The sequence below is a fragment of the Paenibacillus campinasensis genome (assembly GCF_002272015.1).
GTDB lineage: Bacteria > Bacillota > Bacilli > Paenibacillales > Paenibacillaceae > Paenibacillus_AQ > Paenibacillus_AQ campinasensis.
Genome location: NZ_NPBY01000059.1, coordinates 18,538 through 34,832, shown reverse-complemented (window position 1 = coordinate 34,832; position 16,295 = coordinate 18,538). Strand labels below are relative to the sequence as shown.

The following is a 16,295-nucleotide window of genomic DNA, read 5'->3' as shown; positions in this document are numbered from 1 at the left end:
GAACACGAACTCGACATCCAACATACGAACCCGGACTCGATATCCGAGCTCGCCTCATACTCAACCTACTGCAGCAATTCCAACAACCGTTCTAAATCCTGCTTGCTGTAGTAGTTCAATTCAATTTTTCCTTTATCCTTGTTGTGCTTGATTTTGACCGTGGTTTTGAATCGTTCCCGCAGGCTTTCCTCCAGGTGGTCAATGTACGGATCTTTTTTCTTCGTTTTGACCTTCGTCTTCTCTTCCGGCTTGCGATCCAGATTCTTCACCGCTTCTTCAAGCTCGCGAACGCTCCACTCCTGTTCCACACATTGCTTCGCCAATTGTTTCACAAGTGCCGGGTCCTTCAAGCCAACAATTGCCCGGGCATGTCCCATGGACAATGTTCCACGTGAAACATTTTCTTTGACTTCCTCCGGCAATGACAGCAACCTTAAAAAGTTAGCGATATGTGAACGCGACTTCCCTACCTTCAGCGACAGCTCTTCCTGGGTCAAGGAAAATTGTTCCATCAGTCCTTGATACGCAACAGCGATTTCAATGGCATTCAGATTTTCACGCTGCAAGTTTTCGATCAGAGCGATTTCCATGACTTGCTGGTCGCTGAAAGAACGAACAACCGCTGGAATCGTAGCTTTACCGCAATATTGAGATGCTCTGAAACGACGTTCCCCGGCAATAATCTCATAGCCCTTCAGAACGCTGCGCACGATAATCGGCTGAATGACACCATGCTGACGAATGGACTCCGCTAACTCCTGAATGGCTTCCTCGTTAAAATTTTTACGAGGCTGATACGGGTTCGCACGCAATTGACTTAGCGGAATTTCCACGACCTTGTCATCCTCGTTAATCGACAAAGAAGGAATAAGTGCATCCAATCCTTTTCCCAATCGTTTACTCATAAGAGATCACTTCCTTTGCCAGCTCCAAGTATACTTCCGCACCCTTAGAACGCGGATCATAGGTGATGATCGACTGTCCGTGGGACGGTGCTTCACTTAACCGAACATTTCTAGGGATGATGGTCTTATATACTTTCTCCTGAAAATACTTCTTCACTTCTTCGATTACTTGAATGCCAAGATTCGTTCTTGCATCCAGCATTGTGAGCAGAACACCTTCAATCTTAAGCGAAGTGTTCAGGTGCTTCTGAACCAGGCGGACCGTATTCAGCAGCTGACTGAGTCCCTCCAGCGCGTAATATTCACACTGGATTGGAATGATGACCGAATCTGCAGCCGTCAAGGAATTAATCGTTAGGATTCCAAGTGAAGGCGGGCAATCAATCAAAATGTAATCATAGGATGACTTAATGAGCTGGAGTGATTTCTTCAAGCGAACTTCGCGAGAGATGGTTGGTACAAGTTCAATCTCCGCCCCTGCCAGCTGAATCGTAGCCGGAATGATGTCCAGGCCTTCAACGACGGTTCCACAAATTGCATCCTTCGGATGCACTTCATTGATAATGACATCATATATACAGTTCGAGACATCGGCTTTATTGATCCCTACCCCGCTCGTTGTATTGCCCTGAGGATCGATATCCACGAGCAGCACCCGTTTGCCTAGCGAAGCCAGTCCAGCCCCCAGATTGACGGACGTCGTCGTTTTGCCGACACCGCCTTTTTGATTTGCTATGGCAATAATTTTTGACACTCATTTCACCTCAATGTAGGTAGACTCTAGTAAGTATGACGCAATGATGTTCATTCAGTCAGTCTGAATATAAATAAAAGAAAACCTCTATCGAGGTAGATTATGCTAACAAATCCACAGTCAGCCGCTGGGGCCTCACAAATATAAATGTTCCGTTCACCGTTATGGCTACCCTACCTTGGTATGAGGCGCAGCGTTCTTGAATCCGCCTAAACACATGGCCATAAGTCCCCTCTGCCCCAATAGATACCCGTCAGTAAGCAGCCTCGACCGATCCAGGAACAATCCCGTATTCCTGATCAAAAGAAAAAGCGGCACGAAGAATACCGCTTTCACGCTTAATCTTATCGTTTAGGTATTTTAATCACAATCTCGTAATGATCCTCATGGTCGTTCTCGGTTGTCTTGATAGCCATCCCCGAGCCCGATACCATGTCAATGGATTGACGGATCGTATTCAGTGCAAGACGAACGTCCTTACTGTAAGAGATGCGTTTAGATTTTTTCACGGTGGAGACTTCTTTATAGAAGGCAATCCGCGCTTCCGTCTGCTTCACATTTAGTTCCTTGGCAATAATCTCATCCAGCACTTTGAGCTGGGTCTCCTCATTATCCAGGGACAGCAATGCACGAGCATGACGCTCCGTAATTTTCCGTTCCATGAGCGCTGTCTTCACTTGTTCCGGCAGCTGCAGCAACCGGATCTTGTTCGCAATCGTGGACTGGCTCTTGCCAAGCCGCTGTGCCAGACTCTCCTGAGTCAATTGATGCAGATCAATTAACTTCTGATAAGCGACAGCCTCTTCAATCGATGTCAGTCCTTCACGCTGCAAGTTCTCAATGAGTGCAATCGAAGCCGCCTGCGAATCATTAAACTCACGAATGATAGCCGGAATCGTATCGAGTCCCAGCTTCTTGACAGCTCGCCAGCGGCGCTCCCCGGCGATAATCTCGTAGCCGCCATTGCGAACCCTGACCACAATCGGCTGAATCACACCATGTGTCTTGATCGTTTGCAGCAGCTCATCGATTTTGTCATCATCAAATATGGTCCGTGGTTGATAAGGGCTGCTGACGACCTCATGTACCGGAATATGCTTTACTTCATCTCCCTGATTTCGTTCCGCCGCCAATCCAAACAACTTCGAAAATTGTTCTTTCATTCCGTATATTACCACCTAATTTCATGATAGCATGGATCATGTCCCGGCTTGGGTTCCCGATCTGAGAACACTCAGATCAGCATGGATGCTGTCGCCCGCCCACTCTCTCTCTTGAACGGCAGAATACAGAATCCACCGTATTCAGGGCAGCTTGTATGTACAACGAAAGCAGCCAGGCATATCCCTGCAAAAACTAACTCCTTCACATTAACCCTGCGTTCATCTGTCATCGTCGCTGTCGACACGATAGAGAATAGGATCAATCATGATGTGGATGGTCTTATAACCTGATCGAGATATCAGAAAATGAATGCATACAGCTGGATCACGATCTGATACCACAAGAAAAACAACCTTCACATGCAGTTTGTCTACTGTGCAAATACATGACAAGGCGTTGTTCTCTAAAAAGCCGGTAAATAAACCGGACTCTTACAGTATGCTTGTCTCTATTCTACCACTTTTTGTTCTATAACTCTATTCTTCAAATTAACCTTTTTTGCTCGATTTTCGTGTCCCTACTCTTCATAACAAGTACAGAATATAATTGCCTCAAGTTTCCATAGAAAAGGAGAGGGAATGTTCCACGTGAAACATCCCCTCTCCACCGTATCGAATCATCTGGTAAGTTCTATCGATCACATTGTTGCTCTTACCACCTATATAATAGAAGAAAAATGAACCAGGTCGCATTTTCACCCAACAAATAATGATGTTAGCATGCCACCCACCTTGCCCATTTCACTCCACCGGCATCCTATTGCTGCACCAATGTGTTCTACACCAGAGGCGACTTAGCCGCCATCCCCGGCTTGCGTGGATATTTGCCTGGCGTACTTCCCACCTTGTCGACTACGACGATATGACGATCAGACTGCTCAATCGGCAATGAGAACGAATGAACCTGATCAAGTCTCCCCCGCAGCTCTTTCAAGCTGCGCTTCGACTCTTCAATTTCCTCAGCCGGATTGCTCCCTTTCATGGCAGCGAATTGGCCGCCTACCTTCGTGAATGGAAGACAAAATTCATTCAGCAGCGCCATCCGGGCAACCGCTCTTGCCGTCACCAGATCGAAATGATCACGGTATTCGCGCTTGCGGGCAACTTCCTCCGCCCGGCCATGAATTAGCTCCACATCCGATAGGCCAAGCGTATCCACCACAAACTTGAGGAAATTAATCCGCTTGTTCAGCGAATCTACAATCGTCAGCTTGATATGTGGAAAGCAGATCTTAAGCGGAATGCCCGGGAAGCCAGCGCCGGAGCCAATATCAGCCAAGGTGCCGACCTGCGACATATCTACATAAAACGCAAGTGTCACTGAATCATAAAAATGCTTCGTATACACCTGATCCCGCTCGGTAATACCTGTCAGGTTCATTTTTTCATTCCACTCTACCAGCGTCTCGTAATACGTCTCAAACTGATCCAGCTGCTTCTGATCGACATGAATACCATGCTCCTGCAGCCGTTCTGCAAAATCCTTCTGAATCACGTCCATACCTTATCCTTTCGCCGCGGTCACCCGGTTGTAATGCTCCAGGTACACCAGAAGTATCGAAATGTCAGCTGGTGTAACGCCGCTGATCCGAGACGCCTGCCCGATGGAAATCGGACGGATTCTGTTCAGCTTCTGCCGTGCTTCCATCGCCAGACCATGAACATCATCATAGTTGATATCCTCCGGAATCCGTTTCTTCTCCATTTTTTGCAGACGTTCCACATGCCCAAGCTGTTTCTCAATATAACCGGCATATTTGATTTGGATCTCCACTTGCTCCTTCATTTCTTCATCCAGATCAAACGGAGATGGCGACAATTGCTCAATCATGGCAAACGTCACTTCCGGACGGCGCAGAATCGTCAGCAGCGTGCTTCCATCCTGGATAGGGGCCGAACCGGCAGCCTCCAGCATCGGGTTCACCTCAACCGGCTTCACCTTCGCTTGACGCAGACGTTCGATCTCTTGCTCGACCAGCTCTTTCTTACGAAGGAACTGCGCATAGCGCTCTTCCGAGATCAGGCCGATCTCATGACCGATTTCGGTCAGGCGCAGATCGGCATTGTCATGGCGAAGCAACAGGCGATATTCCGCACGCGAGGTCAGCAAGCGATAAGGCTCATTCGTGCCCTTTGTAACCAGATCATCAATCAATACGCCGATATAGCCCTGCGAACGATCCAGAATGACCGGCTCTTTGCCTTGCACTTTGCGTGCCGCATTAATGCCAGCCATGATCCCTTGCCCTGCTGCTTCCTCATAACCGGAGGTTCCGTTAATTTGCCCCGCCGTGAACAGGCCAGGCAATTTCTTGGTCTCCAGCGAAGGCCACAGCTGGGTTGGAACAATTGCATCATACTCAATGGCATAGCCGTTGCGCATCATTTCCACTTTCTCCATTCCAGGAATGGAGCGCAGCACCGCCAGCTGCACATCCTCTGGCAGACTGGTGGAAAGGCCTTGCACATAATATTCCTTTGTATTTTTGCCTTCTGGCTCCAGGAATATTTGATGTTTTGGCTTATCTGCGAAACGAACAATTTTATCCTCAATCGACGGGCAATAGCGAGGACCGGTGCCTTCAATTACCCCCGAGAACATCGGTGCGCGATGGAGATTATCGTTAATAATTTGATGTGTATCCACAGACGTATACGTCAGCCAGCATGGCAGCTGTTCATTATCCGAGGACTTCGTCTCATACGAGAAGAATTTCGGCTTTTCATCCCCAGGCTGAATTTCCGTCTTCGAAAAATCAATCGTGTCCTTATGCACACGCGGAGGTGTGCCGGTTTTGAAGCGGACGAGATCAAATCCAAGCTCACGCAGATTCTCCGCCAGCTTCACCGACGGCTGCTGATTGTTCGGTCCGCTCTCGTACATCAGCTCGCCCATGATCACTTTTCCACGCAGATAGGTGCCTGTTGTGAGCACAACCGCTTTCGCCCGGTATTCCGTGCCCGTCTGCGTCACAACCCCAACACAGACGCCGTCCTCGACGATCAACTGATCGACCATGCCTTGACGCAGCGTCAGCTTCTCTTCCTTCTCCAGCGTTTCCTTCATCGTGTGCTGATACTGGAATTTGTCAGCTTGGGCACGCAGCGCGTGAACCGCAGGCCCCTTCCCTGTATTCAGCATCCGCATTTGAATGAAGGTTTTATCGATATTGCGGCCCATTTCCCCGCCCAGTGCATCAATTTCGCGCACCACATGACCTTTGGCAGGTCCTCCGATGGACGGGTTACAAGGCATAAAAGCAACCATATCCAGGTTAATCGTAATCATCAATGTCTCCGACCCCATCCGAGCTGCTGCAAGTGCAGCCTCACAGCCGGCATGACCCGCACCAACAACGATCACGTCATAGGTGCCTCCCATGTAACTCATGGCAAACCCTCCTTGTTGTTCATATTTGTGAATATATAGAGACGAACGATCTATATCCTGAAGGCAAACACTCCAAGGCAGACCCGCTTCTCAGGCGAGCCTGCCGGGAAGTGCCGCCTAATTGACAACCTTAGCTACGAATCGACAACAACGGCAAGTACAGATATTATGCACGCCTTATTTGCCCAGGCAGAATTGTGAGAAAATCTGGTCAATGAGCGAATCGCCGACCGCCTCGCCCAGAATCTCACCCAGCTGCTCCCAAGCCAGACGAACATCGATCTGGATCATATCAATCGGTATAAGCTGCTCTGCAGCTTCATAAGCATCTTCAAGCGACGCCTTCGCTTTCTTCAAAAGAGCAATATGCCGCACATTGCTGACATAGGTCAAATCTCCGCCCTCAATCCGTCCGCTGAAGAACAGATTCGAGATGGCCTCCTCCAACTTATCAATGCCTTCCTGTGCTATAACAGACATCGGAACGATCAGTTCAGGTGGATAATATCGATGCAGAATCTCCATATCCAATTGTGTCGGTAAGTCCATTTTATTCATAATCACAATGCATTGTCTACCGCGTATTTGTTCCATCAATTCCAGTTCATCCGGATGCAGCGGCTCACTGGCGTTCAGCACCAGCAGAATCAGATCCGCTTCATTGACCGCATGCTTCGAGCGCTCTACCCCAATCTGCTCAACTACGTCCATCGTTTCCCGGATTCCGGCCGTGTCGAGCAGCTTCAACGGGATATTGTTAATTGTGACAAATTCCTCAATAACATCCCGGGTTGTCCCTGGAATATCGGTCACAATCGCCTTGTTATCATGGGCAAGCGTGTTGAGCAGCGACGATTTGCCGACGTTCGGACGCCCGACAATCGCGGTGGTGATCCCTTCGCGCAGAATTTTGCCTTCCTCCGCCGTCTTCAGCAGCTTGTCGATTTCATCCATAACCAGCCGGCTTTTTTCCTTAATAAAGTCAGCAGTCAGGGACTCCACATCATGTTCCGGATAATCGATGTTAACCTCTATGTGGGCCAGTGTCTCCACCAGTGTATGGCGGAGATCTTTAATTTTGCGGGACAGGGTGCCTTCGACCTGCTTCAATGCCACCGAGAACGCTCGGTCCGATTTCGAACGAATGAGGTCAATGACAGCCTCAGCCTGCGACAGGTCAATCCGCCCATTCAAGAAGGCCCGTTTGGTGAACTCCCCAGGCTCTGCAAGCCGCACTTGCTGCTGAAGCAGAATGTCCATTACCCGCTTAACCGAAATGACCCCGCCATGGGCGCTGATTTCGACTACATCCTCTGTTGTAAAAGAACGCGGTGCCCGCATCACCGTCACCAGCACTTCCTCCAGGTTTTCCTTCGTTCTCGGGTCGATGATATGTCCGTAATGCACCGTATGGGAAGCCGCTTCGCTTAAGCGGATCTTGCTCTTGAATATGTTCTCAACTTCCTTGATCGAATCCGGTCCGCTAACCCGAATGATCGCGATTCCACCCTCACCTACCGCTGTGGAAATCGCAGCAATTGTATCACTATACACAACCTGTCACCTCTTTCTGTCCTTCACTAAGCAAGCAAGCTTGAAACTTATACGTTTCTCTATATTCACAGGATCATCCAAAATCCCATCTCTAAAAAACAATGACTCCCTGTCATCCTAAGGAGTCATTGTACGATATACGGCTCTGTTCAACTCTAATGCTACATCTTCGGTGTAATGACAACGCGCCGGTTCGGTTCATCGCCCTTGCTGTACGTCTTCACGCCGCCCTTGGCCTGAAGCCTGGCGTGAATGACCTTGCGCTCCGGCGCCGACATCGGCTCGAGCACGATCTCCTTGCGCGTCTTCAGCACGCGTGCGGCCAGACGGTCGGCAAGATCCTCCAGCGTCTTCTTGCGCCGTTCGCGGAAATTCTCCGCGTCCAGCACAATGCGCAAATAGCTGTCGGAATACCGGTTCGCCACAATGTTGGCTAAATATTGAAGCGCATCAAGCGTCTGCCCCCGGCGTCCAATCATCAAGCCCAGGCCTGAACCTGATATATGAAGGGTGGTGTAATCCTTACCCTTCTCCATTTCAATCGTTACTTCAATCCCCATAGCACGGCCGGTTTCCTGTAGAAAGGAAATCGCTTCGTGATATGGGTCTTTGCCTTCATGGCCAGTGGAATTCACGTCCGCAGGCGTCGATTCGACAGCTTCTTCAGCCGGCATGGATACGGTCGCTGCCGTTTCCGTCTGGTTTGCTTTGATCGATACCTCCTGCTTCGCGAGCGGAGTCTCAGATTGCAATTCGCCGCCAGCTCGTTCAGGCAGGAGCTCAAGTTCCACTTTCGCTTCCTTGACCCCGAACAGGCCCAGGAATCCTCTTGACGGCTGACTCAATACTTGAACCGACACGCGGTCCCGACTTACGCCCCACTTGGCAAGCCCTTGTGCGACAGCATCTTCAATGGTTTTTCCTGTTGCGACGATCTTGCTCATTTCGACTTCTTGGCTCCTTTCGAACCTTTTTTCCTACTTTTGTTTCCTTTTCTCTGACCTTGACTCGCGCTAGTGCTAGCGGCTACGTTAGCCTGAACAGCGGCCGTGTCATTGTTGCGGTACAAGAAGTAGTTCTGCACGATCGTATACAGGTTGCTGTAGAACCAGTACAGCGGAAGTGCTGAAGGAAATTGAAAGGACATGACAAAGATCAGAATCGGGTACACAAACAGCATGAACTGCATCATGCCCATCTGCGGCGAAGGATTCATCTTCATCATCATCTTGGTCTGAAGATACGTCGTTATTGCAGCGAGCAGCGGAAGGATGAACAGCTTGTCCGGCTGTCCGAGCTGCATCCACAAAAATTCATGGCCGCGCAATTCTCCGTTATAGTAAATCGAATGATAGAGTGCGATAAATATCGGCATTTGTAGCAGCAGCGGGAAACAGCCAGCCATCGGGTTGACTTTGTGCTCTTGGAACAGCTTCATCGTTTCCATCTGCATCTTTTCCGGATTATCCTTATACTTCTCACGAACCTTCTGAATTTCAGGTTGAATCGCCTGCATTGCCTTGGAGCTTCGAACCTGCTTCAGCGTTAACGGCAATATTAACGTACGGACGATCAACACCATCACCAGTACGGATAATCCATATTCACCGTCAAACCATTGAGCAAATGTATCAAGCGCCAGTGTGAAGTAATAAACTACGTTACTTTGCCAAAAGCCCCCGTTCTTCAGGTCTTCAATCGTACGCATCTGCTCTTCGCCAGTCGCACAGCCTGAAATCACGGCCACTGCAAGTAATACAGCGGTGAGGAGGAACCATTTTCCTCGTCTTGTCATCATTTGCGACACTTCATAACCCCTCTCTTCGCCATTGCCATTCCACGGTAAATCATAACATATTTATATGAACAAATAAACACAACCCACTAGCCCTTCTTCGCCTTCAAAAGAGATGATTTGCGCAGCACATGCAGCACGCTTTTCTCCAGTTCCCGGTAGGACTTGTCCAGTGCGCCTTTGCGCACAATAAAGATCAGATCCGTATGCTCAGCAATCTCATCCTTGTGCCGCCGGACGATCTCCTTGACGAGACGACGCATCCGGTTGCGCACAACGGCATTGCCGATCTTTTTGCTGCACGACACGCCTACCCGAAACTGCTCTACCTCTTTTTTGCGTGACCAATACACTACAAACTGATGATTGGCGAAAGACTTTCCGTGGCGATATACCCGGCTAAAGTCAGCGCGGTTTCGTAATCGAAGTTTTCTATGCACGAGTATCTCCCTGCCTGCCGTTAATCCATGTCTTTACACTCATTGCATCCGGCATCTCTTCCTATATTAATATAGTATAGTCATGCCCAAGCAAGTTAAACGCAAGATGTCACACGAATGCGGTCCATTTATAGCTTATGCTGCCGACAGCTCCGGGCACATGACCTGCTGGACACACATAATCGGAGCCTATTACGAAAAAAAGACCACCTCGGTGGTCTTCGTGGCGACAGTATTAAGCGCTCAATACTTTTCTTCCTTTAAGACGGCGTCTGGCCAATACCTTACGTCCGTTCTTTGTGCTCATTCTTTGACGGAAGCCGTGTACTTTCTTGCGCTTGCTCACGTTCGGTTTAAAAGTCGGTCTCATGATTTAATGCACCCCCTTACAGAAATCTTTGACTTGCCATATTCAAAAAATAAACGCCGGTTTGCGACGCATTTTGATAGACAGATTCAAGTACTGTCCTATCTTCAATGTTCGAACATCATTTACATCTTCACAGAAAATGCCTTTATACATTTAATCACGTCCTGGCCCAAAAGTCAAACCAAACTTCCACGTTTGCCCCCGTATAAGTTTTCCACAACTACTCTTTTTTACTTGGAGTGCATTTATCCACATGGGGATAACCTAATGAAACGACACGGACGGAACGACCCTTATTTACAGATGACTTATTTAAGAGTAGTATGATAATTGGTATTATACTTGTATACAAGTATACATTGTTAAAAGGAGCTGTACTTATATGAAAATAGGGATGATCGGCCTCGGCAAAATGGGGCTTAATCTGGTGCAAAATTTACGGCATCATCAACATCAAGTGGTCGCTTATGACCTGAACGCCGATTCAGTCCAATTGGCAGCGGGCTTTGGTGCTGAAGGGGTGCACGCTTTGGAAGAAATGACAGTCAGACTGGAGAGCCCGCGCATCATATGGATGATGGTGCCTGCCGGCGCCGTTGTGGACTCGGTTATTGATTCCCTCTCCCCGCTTCTTCAGCCAGGAGATATGCTCATCGACGGCGGAAACTCGCACTATAAAGATTCGATTGCACGCGCAGCACGGCTGGCCGAGCAAGACATCCATTACTTTGATGTAGGCACCTCCGGCGGGATGGAAGGCGCCCAGCATGGCGGCTGCTTCATGATCGGCGGCAATCGCGAAGTATTCGCCAGCATTGAGCCTCTATTTCAAGACATGGCTGTGGAGAACGGATACCTGTACGCCGGAGATATCGGCAGCGGACATTTTCTGAAGATGGTTCATAACGGTATTGAATACGGCATGATGCAATCGATTGCTGAGGGTTTCGAAGTGCTGGAGAAAAGCGCGTTCAATTATAGCTATGAGGATGTGGCCCGCGTCTGGTCCAATGGTTCCGTTATTCGCGGCTGGCTGATGGAGCTGATGCAAAATGCTTTCTCCAAGGATCCGAAGCTGGACAGCATCAAAGGGGTCATGAAATCGTCCGGCGAAGGAAAATGGACCGTCGAAACGGCGCTTGATCTGCAGGCCAATGCCCCAGTCATCGCGATGTCGCTGTTCATGCGCTACCGCTCTCTGGAAGACGATACGTTCCATGGTAAGGTAGTTGCGGCGCTCCGCAACGAATTCGGCGGCCATGCTGTGGAAAAGTCGGAGTAAATTCTCCCTGGCATGACCGGCTCTGAGGCCTGACACAGCGGCACTTTGCTGATGGAACCAAGACATCCCGTATGTTACAATCATTATCAACTTAGTATCATGAGATTACATACTCGGATAGGGGAATCAGTGTATGAAATATCCTGCCTCTTGGCTTCAGGGCGCTTCCCTCGGGGAAGCGATTGCCAACGAATTGCGTCTGCAAATCATTAGCGGCGCGATCAAGAAAGGAGAAATTCTGTCGGAAAACCGGATTGCAGGTGAATTCGGAACGAGCCGGTCTCCGGTACGCGAAGCATTGAAAACGCTGTCCAGTGAAGGGTTGATCCAATTGGAGCGCATGGGCGCGGTCGTCATGGGCTTATCGCTCAAGGAAGTCGAAGAGCTGTACGATGTGCGTTACCTGATCGAAAGCTTCGTGCAAACCCATGTGTTTGCGAAGCCACAGCCTGCCTTGATCCAGCATTTGAAGCAAATCGTGGACCGGATGGAGCTGGCCGCAAAGCATGGCGATCCGGAAGAGTTCTCGCTCCAGGACTTGTCCTTTCACGAGCGCATCGTGGCCGAAGCCGACCATAAGCGCATACTTCATCTGTGGCGCAGCATCCGCCAAATCGTGATCACCGTCATTCTGATCACCACCCGGCAAGTATTCAGTGAAGGCAAATCCAGAATTGAAGCGGTGCTAAGCAAGCACCATCAGCTCATTCGCGACCTGGAATCCTCGGATCCTGTCCGGATTCAGAACGCGGCACAGCAGTATTTTGACGATTCCCGAGAGACGCTGCATCTCAGTTTCTCGGAAGGAGAGTAGATCCGTTCATCCTCCCTCTCCCCCTCCGGAGCAGCGGTGTGCGGCTCGGAGATGATAAGGATAGGGCCTGACTCGACACAGCATTCATGGGCGGGCTGCCCACCTTTGCTTCGCCTTTTATTGTCGACAAGTATACACAATTACAAATTCGGTTTATGGATTATATAAGTATAAAGGGGCCGTTAGTATGGCCTTGAACGAAAGAAGGTATGTCTTGTGAGTACGCTCCATTACATGATCGGTGTAGACATCGGAACGACCAGCACCAAGGCCGTTCTGTTCAAAGAAAACGGTGAAGTCGTGACCAAGGCCGGCGGCGAATATCCCCTGCTCACCCCCACTCCGTCAACCGCGGAGCAGGACCCGGAGCAAATATTTCAAACCGTCCTTGCTGCAGTCCAAAGCGTGATGCACCAGAGCGGCATCGACCCGGCACAGCTGCTATTCGTCTCCTTCAGTGCCGCCATGCACAGTGTCATTGCCGTCGACGACGATGGAAAGCCCCTAACGCGCTGTATCACCTGGGCGGATAATCGCAGTGCATCATGGTCGAACCGACTGAAGAAGGAAATGGGCGGCATGGAGCTCTACATGCGCACCGGCACGCCGATCCACCCGATGTCCCCTGTGACGAAGCTGATGTGGCTCCGCCATGAACATGAGGACATTTTTAAGCAGACGGCCAAATTTATATCAATTAAGGAATACGTCTATTTCAAGCTGTTCGGCCGCTACGTGGTCGATCACTCTATCGCCTCCAGCACCGGCATGATGAATTTAAGAGAGCTGGCCTGGGATCAAGAGGCGCTAAGGCTTGCGGGAATTACAGAGGAGCATCTGTCCGAGCTAGTGCCGACCACCCATGCGCTAACCGGCTTGAATGCGGATTATGCCCGTATCATGGGGCTGCTCCCCTCCACCCCGTTCGTGCTCGGTGCCGCCGACGGCGTGCTGTCGAATCTCGGCGTGAATGCGATCCAGCCGGGAGTCGTTGCCGCTACGATCGGTACGAGCGGTGCGATCCGGACCGTGGTCGACAAGCCCATGACCGACCCGAAGGGGCGGATATTCTGCTATGCGTTAACCGAGAAGCATTGGGTCATTGGCGGTGCGGTCAACAATGGCGGGATGATTTTCCGCTGGGTAAGGGACCAGTTGGCCGCTTCGGAGATTGAGACAGCGAAGCGGCTCGGCATTAATCCTTATGATGTGCTAACCCAAATTGCCGACCGTGTTCGTCCCGGCTCCGACGGCCTGCTCTTCCATCCTTACTTAACCGGAGAACGGGCTCCTCTATGGGACCCGAACGCCCGCGGTTCTTTCTTCGGGCTGACGTTGAACCATCAGAAGGAGCATATGATTCGCGCCGTGCTCGAAGGCGTTATCTTCAACATGTACACCGTGCTGCTGGCAATGGAGGAACAGATCGGCCGTCCCGCGAAGATCCACGCCACCGGCGGCTTCGCCCGATCCCCGATCTGGCGGCAGATGATGGCCGACATCTTCGATCAGCAGGTGATCGTGCCGGAAAGCTATGAGAGCTCCTGTCTCGGCGCTGCCGTCCTCGGACTGTATGCCATCGGCCGGACCGACTCGCTGGAGATTGTCTCGTCGATGGTCGGCGGAACGCATGAGCATCAGCCGAAGACAGAGCATGCCGAAATCTACCGCTCGCTCCTCCCGATCTACATACGCATCTCGCGCAAGCTGGAAGAAGATTACGAAGCAATCGCCGAGTTTCAGCGCAAATTCGAGCATAATGGACCAGACCGCGTATTGTAATCGCCTGTGAAAGTAGAAACAGCCCGTCCGGCTGCGGAAAGATTCCGCGGCGGAACGGGCTGTTTTTTCTTCCAGGCACTCTCCTATTTCCCCCATTTTACCTTTGGTAGAATCCAAACCGATGATCCGGGCAACCAGCCATGCGGTTATTCACATGGTTTTGGAAGTAAATATTGCCTCTATACGCACAACCTGTGTATATTTTTTTTCGGATCCAAGGTGATCCTGTCGAAAGTTGAACAGCTTATAAACAATATATAGTGGTGTGAATAAGATTTATGCACAACGTATTGAATTTGTGGATAAATTAGCGACATACATTGAAAATAAGCCCTTCTTTTGCTATGATGATATTACTTTTGGATGTGAATATGTGAATGAACGGATAATATTATCAACAGCCTGTGGATAAAGTTGTGAACAATTTCAATTTATCCATATTTTTTTGTTTCCACAGGGGTGGAACTCTGGGGATAATTCTACATCATTCATTTTCTTTCGACATTTTCAACTTGGCTCTGGGCCACATTTGGAAGATTTAAAGGAGTGACAGTTTTGGATAGCCATACTTCCGAATTATGGCAGGAAATTTTATCGATAATACAGACCAAGCTGAGCAAACCCAGCTTTGATACTTGGTTTAAAGCTACAAAAGCATTGACGCTGAACGATCATTCCGTTGTCATATCCGCGCCGACCACCTTTGCGGTGGAATGGCTGGAGAGCCGATATACGAAGCTGGTGAGCTCCACCGTATATGAAGTGCTCGGCAAACAGGTTGATGTTCGTTTTGTCATTGAAGAGCCTAAGCCTGCGGATCCGGTTCCCCAGCAGCCAGCCCCCGTATCGGAGGTCAGCAGCGACGAGATTCAGTCGCATATGCTGAACCCGAAGTACACCTTCGACACCTTTGTCATCGGGTCAGGCAACCGGTTTGCCCATGCGGCGTCGCTTGCCGTAGCGGAGGCGCCAGCCAAGGCGTACAATCCGCTGTTTCTGTATGGAGGCGTGGGACTAGGGAAGACGCATTTGATGCATGCGATAGGCCATTATATTTTGGAGCATAATCCGAGCAGCAAGGTCGTTTATATTTCCTCAGAAAAATTCACCAACGAGTTCATCAACTCCATTCGAGACAACCGTGCCGAAAGTTTCCGGAACAAATACCGCAATGTAGACATTCTGCTCATTGACGATATTCAGTTTTTGGCCGGCAAGGAATCAACCCAGGAGGAGTTTTTCCATACCTTCAATGCGCTGCATGAGGAACGGAAGCAGATTATCATCTCCAGTGACCGTCCGCCGAAGGAAATTCCGACGCTTGAAGAGCGGCTTCGTTCCCGCTTTGAGTGGGGCCTGATCACCGATATTCAGCCACCGGATCTGGAGACGCGGATCGCCATTCTTCGCAAGAAAGCGAAGGCTGAGAACCTGGACATACCGAACGAAGCGATGATGTATATCGCCAATCAGATCGATACGAACATTCGCGAGCTCGAAGGCGCACTGATTCGCGTTGTGGCCTACTCCTCATTAACCAATCAGGATGTAACCACCCATCTGGCAGCCGAAGCGCTGAAGGATATTATCCCTTCCAGCCGGCCACGAATGATCACGATCCAGGACATTCAGCAGAAGGTCGGAGAATACTACAATCTGAAGCTTGAGGACTTCAAGGCGCGCAAAAGAACGAAAGCCGTAGCCTTCCCAAGACAGATTGCGATGTACTTGTCCCGTGAATTGACCGACTATTCCCTGCCGAAGATCGGCGAGGCATTTGGAGGACGGGATCATACGACCGTGATCCATGCCCACGAGAAGATCAGCCAGTCGCTGAAAACCGACCAGGAGCTGTTCAAAGTGGTCAATAACATTACGGAGAAAATCAAAAATCCTACCTGAACAAGTTCAAAGCCTATGCACAATCTGTACACATGTGGATAGGCTTAATTTTATGCCCTTTCTTGGGCTTATCCACATATTCAGTGTCCCTACTACTGATACTATTAATAATTAATAAATATATTATCCATAAAGAGGGTGTC

At 49.8% G+C, this 16,295-nt stretch carries 14 protein-coding genes; 4 read left to right on the top strand and 10 right to left on the bottom strand.

Translation table 11 applies throughout. The features are described 5' to 3' along the window. Positions 1-65: 65 nt before the first annotated feature. The 10 genes from CHH67_RS18350 to rpmH all read right to left on the bottom strand — a co-directional run bounded on the left by CHH67_RS18350 (position 66) and on the right by rpmH (position 10,372). A complete protein-coding gene (locus tag CHH67_RS18350) occupies positions 66-905 on the bottom strand; it encodes a ParB/RepB/Spo0J family partition protein (RefSeq protein ID WP_095266659.1) in 840 nt (279 codons plus the stop codon). Further along, on the bottom strand, positions 898-1,659 hold the full coding sequence (locus CHH67_RS18345; protein WP_095266658.1) for a ParA family protein: 762 nt from the start codon (positions 1,657-1,659) through the stop codon (positions 898-900). Before CHH67_RS18345 ends, CHH67_RS18350 begins: the two co-directional genes overlap by 8 nt. 344 nt (positions 1,660-2,003) lie before the next feature. After that, positions 2,004-2,822, bottom strand: a complete 819-nt coding sequence (gene noc, locus CHH67_RS18340; protein WP_095266657.1) for a nucleoid occlusion protein — start codon at positions 2,820-2,822, stop codon at positions 2,004-2,006. Positions 2,823-3,600: 778 nt separating this feature from the next. Further along, entirely contained in the window at positions 3,601-4,323 is a 723-nt protein-coding gene (gene rsmG / locus CHH67_RS18335) for a 16S rRNA (guanine(527)-N(7))-methyltransferase RsmG (RefSeq protein ID WP_095266656.1), read from the bottom strand. Positions 4,324-4,326: 3 nt separating this feature from the next. Next, positions 4,327-6,213, bottom strand: coding sequence for a tRNA uridine-5-carboxymethylaminomethyl(34) synthesis enzyme MnmG (mnmG, locus tag CHH67_RS18330; protein ID WP_095266655.1), 1,887 nt, complete (start codon positions 6,211-6,213; stop codon positions 4,327-4,329). A 177-nt stretch (positions 6,214-6,390) separates the two neighbouring features. Continuing rightward, positions 6,391-7,767: a tRNA uridine-5-carboxymethylaminomethyl(34) synthesis GTPase MnmE gene (mnmE, locus tag CHH67_RS18325; RefSeq protein WP_095266654.1), complete on the bottom strand. Its 1,377-nt coding sequence runs from the start codon at positions 7,765-7,767 to the stop codon at positions 6,391-6,393. Positions 7,768-7,928: 161 nt separating this feature from the next. Then, complete coding sequence (gene jag, locus CHH67_RS18320) at positions 7,929-8,711, bottom strand: RNA-binding cell elongation regulator Jag/EloR (RefSeq protein WP_095266653.1); 783 nt, start codon at positions 8,709-8,711, stop codon at positions 7,929-7,931. Beyond that, on the bottom strand, positions 8,708-9,574 hold the full coding sequence (locus CHH67_RS18315) for a YidC/Oxa1 family membrane protein insertase (protein WP_095266652.1): 867 nt from the start codon (positions 9,572-9,574) through the stop codon (positions 8,708-8,710). The genes jag and CHH67_RS18315 overlap by 4 nt, the downstream gene beginning before the upstream one ends. A gap of 77 nt (positions 9,575-9,651) precedes the next feature. Beyond that, entirely contained in the window at positions 9,652-10,002 is a 351-nt protein-coding gene (rnpA, locus tag CHH67_RS18310; RefSeq protein WP_095266651.1) for a ribonuclease P protein component, read from the bottom strand. A 235-nt stretch (positions 10,003-10,237) separates the two neighbouring features. Beyond that, the gene (rpmH, locus tag CHH67_RS18305; RefSeq protein WP_095266650.1) at positions 10,238-10,372 is read right to left on the bottom strand and encodes a 50S ribosomal protein L34; all 135 of its coding nucleotides are present in this window, start codon (positions 10,370-10,372) and stop codon (positions 10,238-10,240) included. Positions 10,373-10,754: 382 nt separating this feature from the next. On the opposite strand from rpmH, the gene gnd reads away from it, so the two are divergent. From gnd to dnaA, 4 genes are all read left to right on the top strand, one after another. Continuing rightward, positions 10,755-11,654 carry a phosphogluconate dehydrogenase (NAD(+)-dependent, decarboxylating) gene (gene gnd / locus CHH67_RS18300; RefSeq protein ID WP_095266649.1) on the top strand — a complete coding sequence of 300 codons (900 nt, stop codon included), beginning with the start codon at positions 10,755-10,757 and terminating at the stop codon, positions 11,652-11,654. Positions 11,655-11,787: 133 nt separating this feature from the next. Continuing rightward, positions 11,788-12,468 carry a GntR family transcriptional regulator gene (locus CHH67_RS18295; protein ID WP_095266648.1) on the top strand — a complete coding sequence of 227 codons (681 nt, stop codon included), beginning with the start codon at positions 11,788-11,790 and terminating at the stop codon, positions 12,466-12,468. A 234-nt stretch (positions 12,469-12,702) separates the two neighbouring features. Next, positions 12,703-14,250: a gluconokinase gene (gntK, locus tag CHH67_RS18290; RefSeq protein WP_095266738.1), complete on the top strand. Its 1,548-nt coding sequence runs from the start codon at positions 12,703-12,705 to the stop codon at positions 14,248-14,250. Between the two features lie 555 nt (positions 14,251-14,805). After that, positions 14,806-16,152, top strand: a complete 1,347-nt coding sequence (dnaA, locus tag CHH67_RS18285) for a chromosomal replication initiator protein DnaA (protein ID WP_095266647.1) — start codon at positions 14,806-14,808, stop codon at positions 16,150-16,152. The last annotated feature ends 143 nt before the right edge of the window (positions 16,153-16,295 follow it).

What these genes read in the sequence shown, in the direction of transcription:
- CHH67_RS18350 (WP_095266659.1), bottom strand. Translation starts at nt 905, where the DNA reads ATGAGTAAACGATTGGGAAAAGGATTGGATGCACTTATTCCTTCTTTG.
- noc (WP_095266657.1), bottom strand. Translation starts at nt 2,822, where the DNA reads ATGAAAGAACAATTTTCGAAGTTGTTTGGATTGGCGGCGGAACGAAAT.
- rsmG (WP_095266656.1), bottom strand. Translation starts at nt 4,323, where the DNA reads ATGGACGTGATTCAGAAGGATTTTGCAGAACGGCTGCAGGAGCATGGT.
- mnmG (WP_095266655.1), bottom strand. Translation starts at nt 6,213, where the DNA reads ATGAGTTACATGGGAGGCACCTATGACGTGATCGTTGTTGGTGCGGGT.
- jag (WP_095266653.1), bottom strand. Translation starts at nt 8,711, where the DNA reads ATGAGCAAGATCGTCGCAACAGGAAAAACCATTGAAGATGCTGTCGCA.
- rpmH (WP_095266650.1), bottom strand. Translation starts at nt 10,372, where the DNA reads ATGAGACCGACTTTTAAACCGAACGTGAGCAAGCGCAAGAAAGTACAC.
- gnd (WP_095266649.1), top strand. Translation starts at nt 10,755, where the DNA reads ATGAAAATAGGGATGATCGGCCTCGGCAAAATGGGGCTTAATCTGGTG.
- CHH67_RS18295 (WP_095266648.1), top strand. Translation starts at nt 11,788, where the DNA reads ATGAAATATCCTGCCTCTTGGCTTCAGGGCGCTTCCCTCGGGGAAGCG.
- gntK (WP_095266738.1), top strand. Translation starts at nt 12,703, where the DNA reads ATGATCGGTGTAGACATCGGAACGACCAGCACCAAGGCCGTTCTGTTC.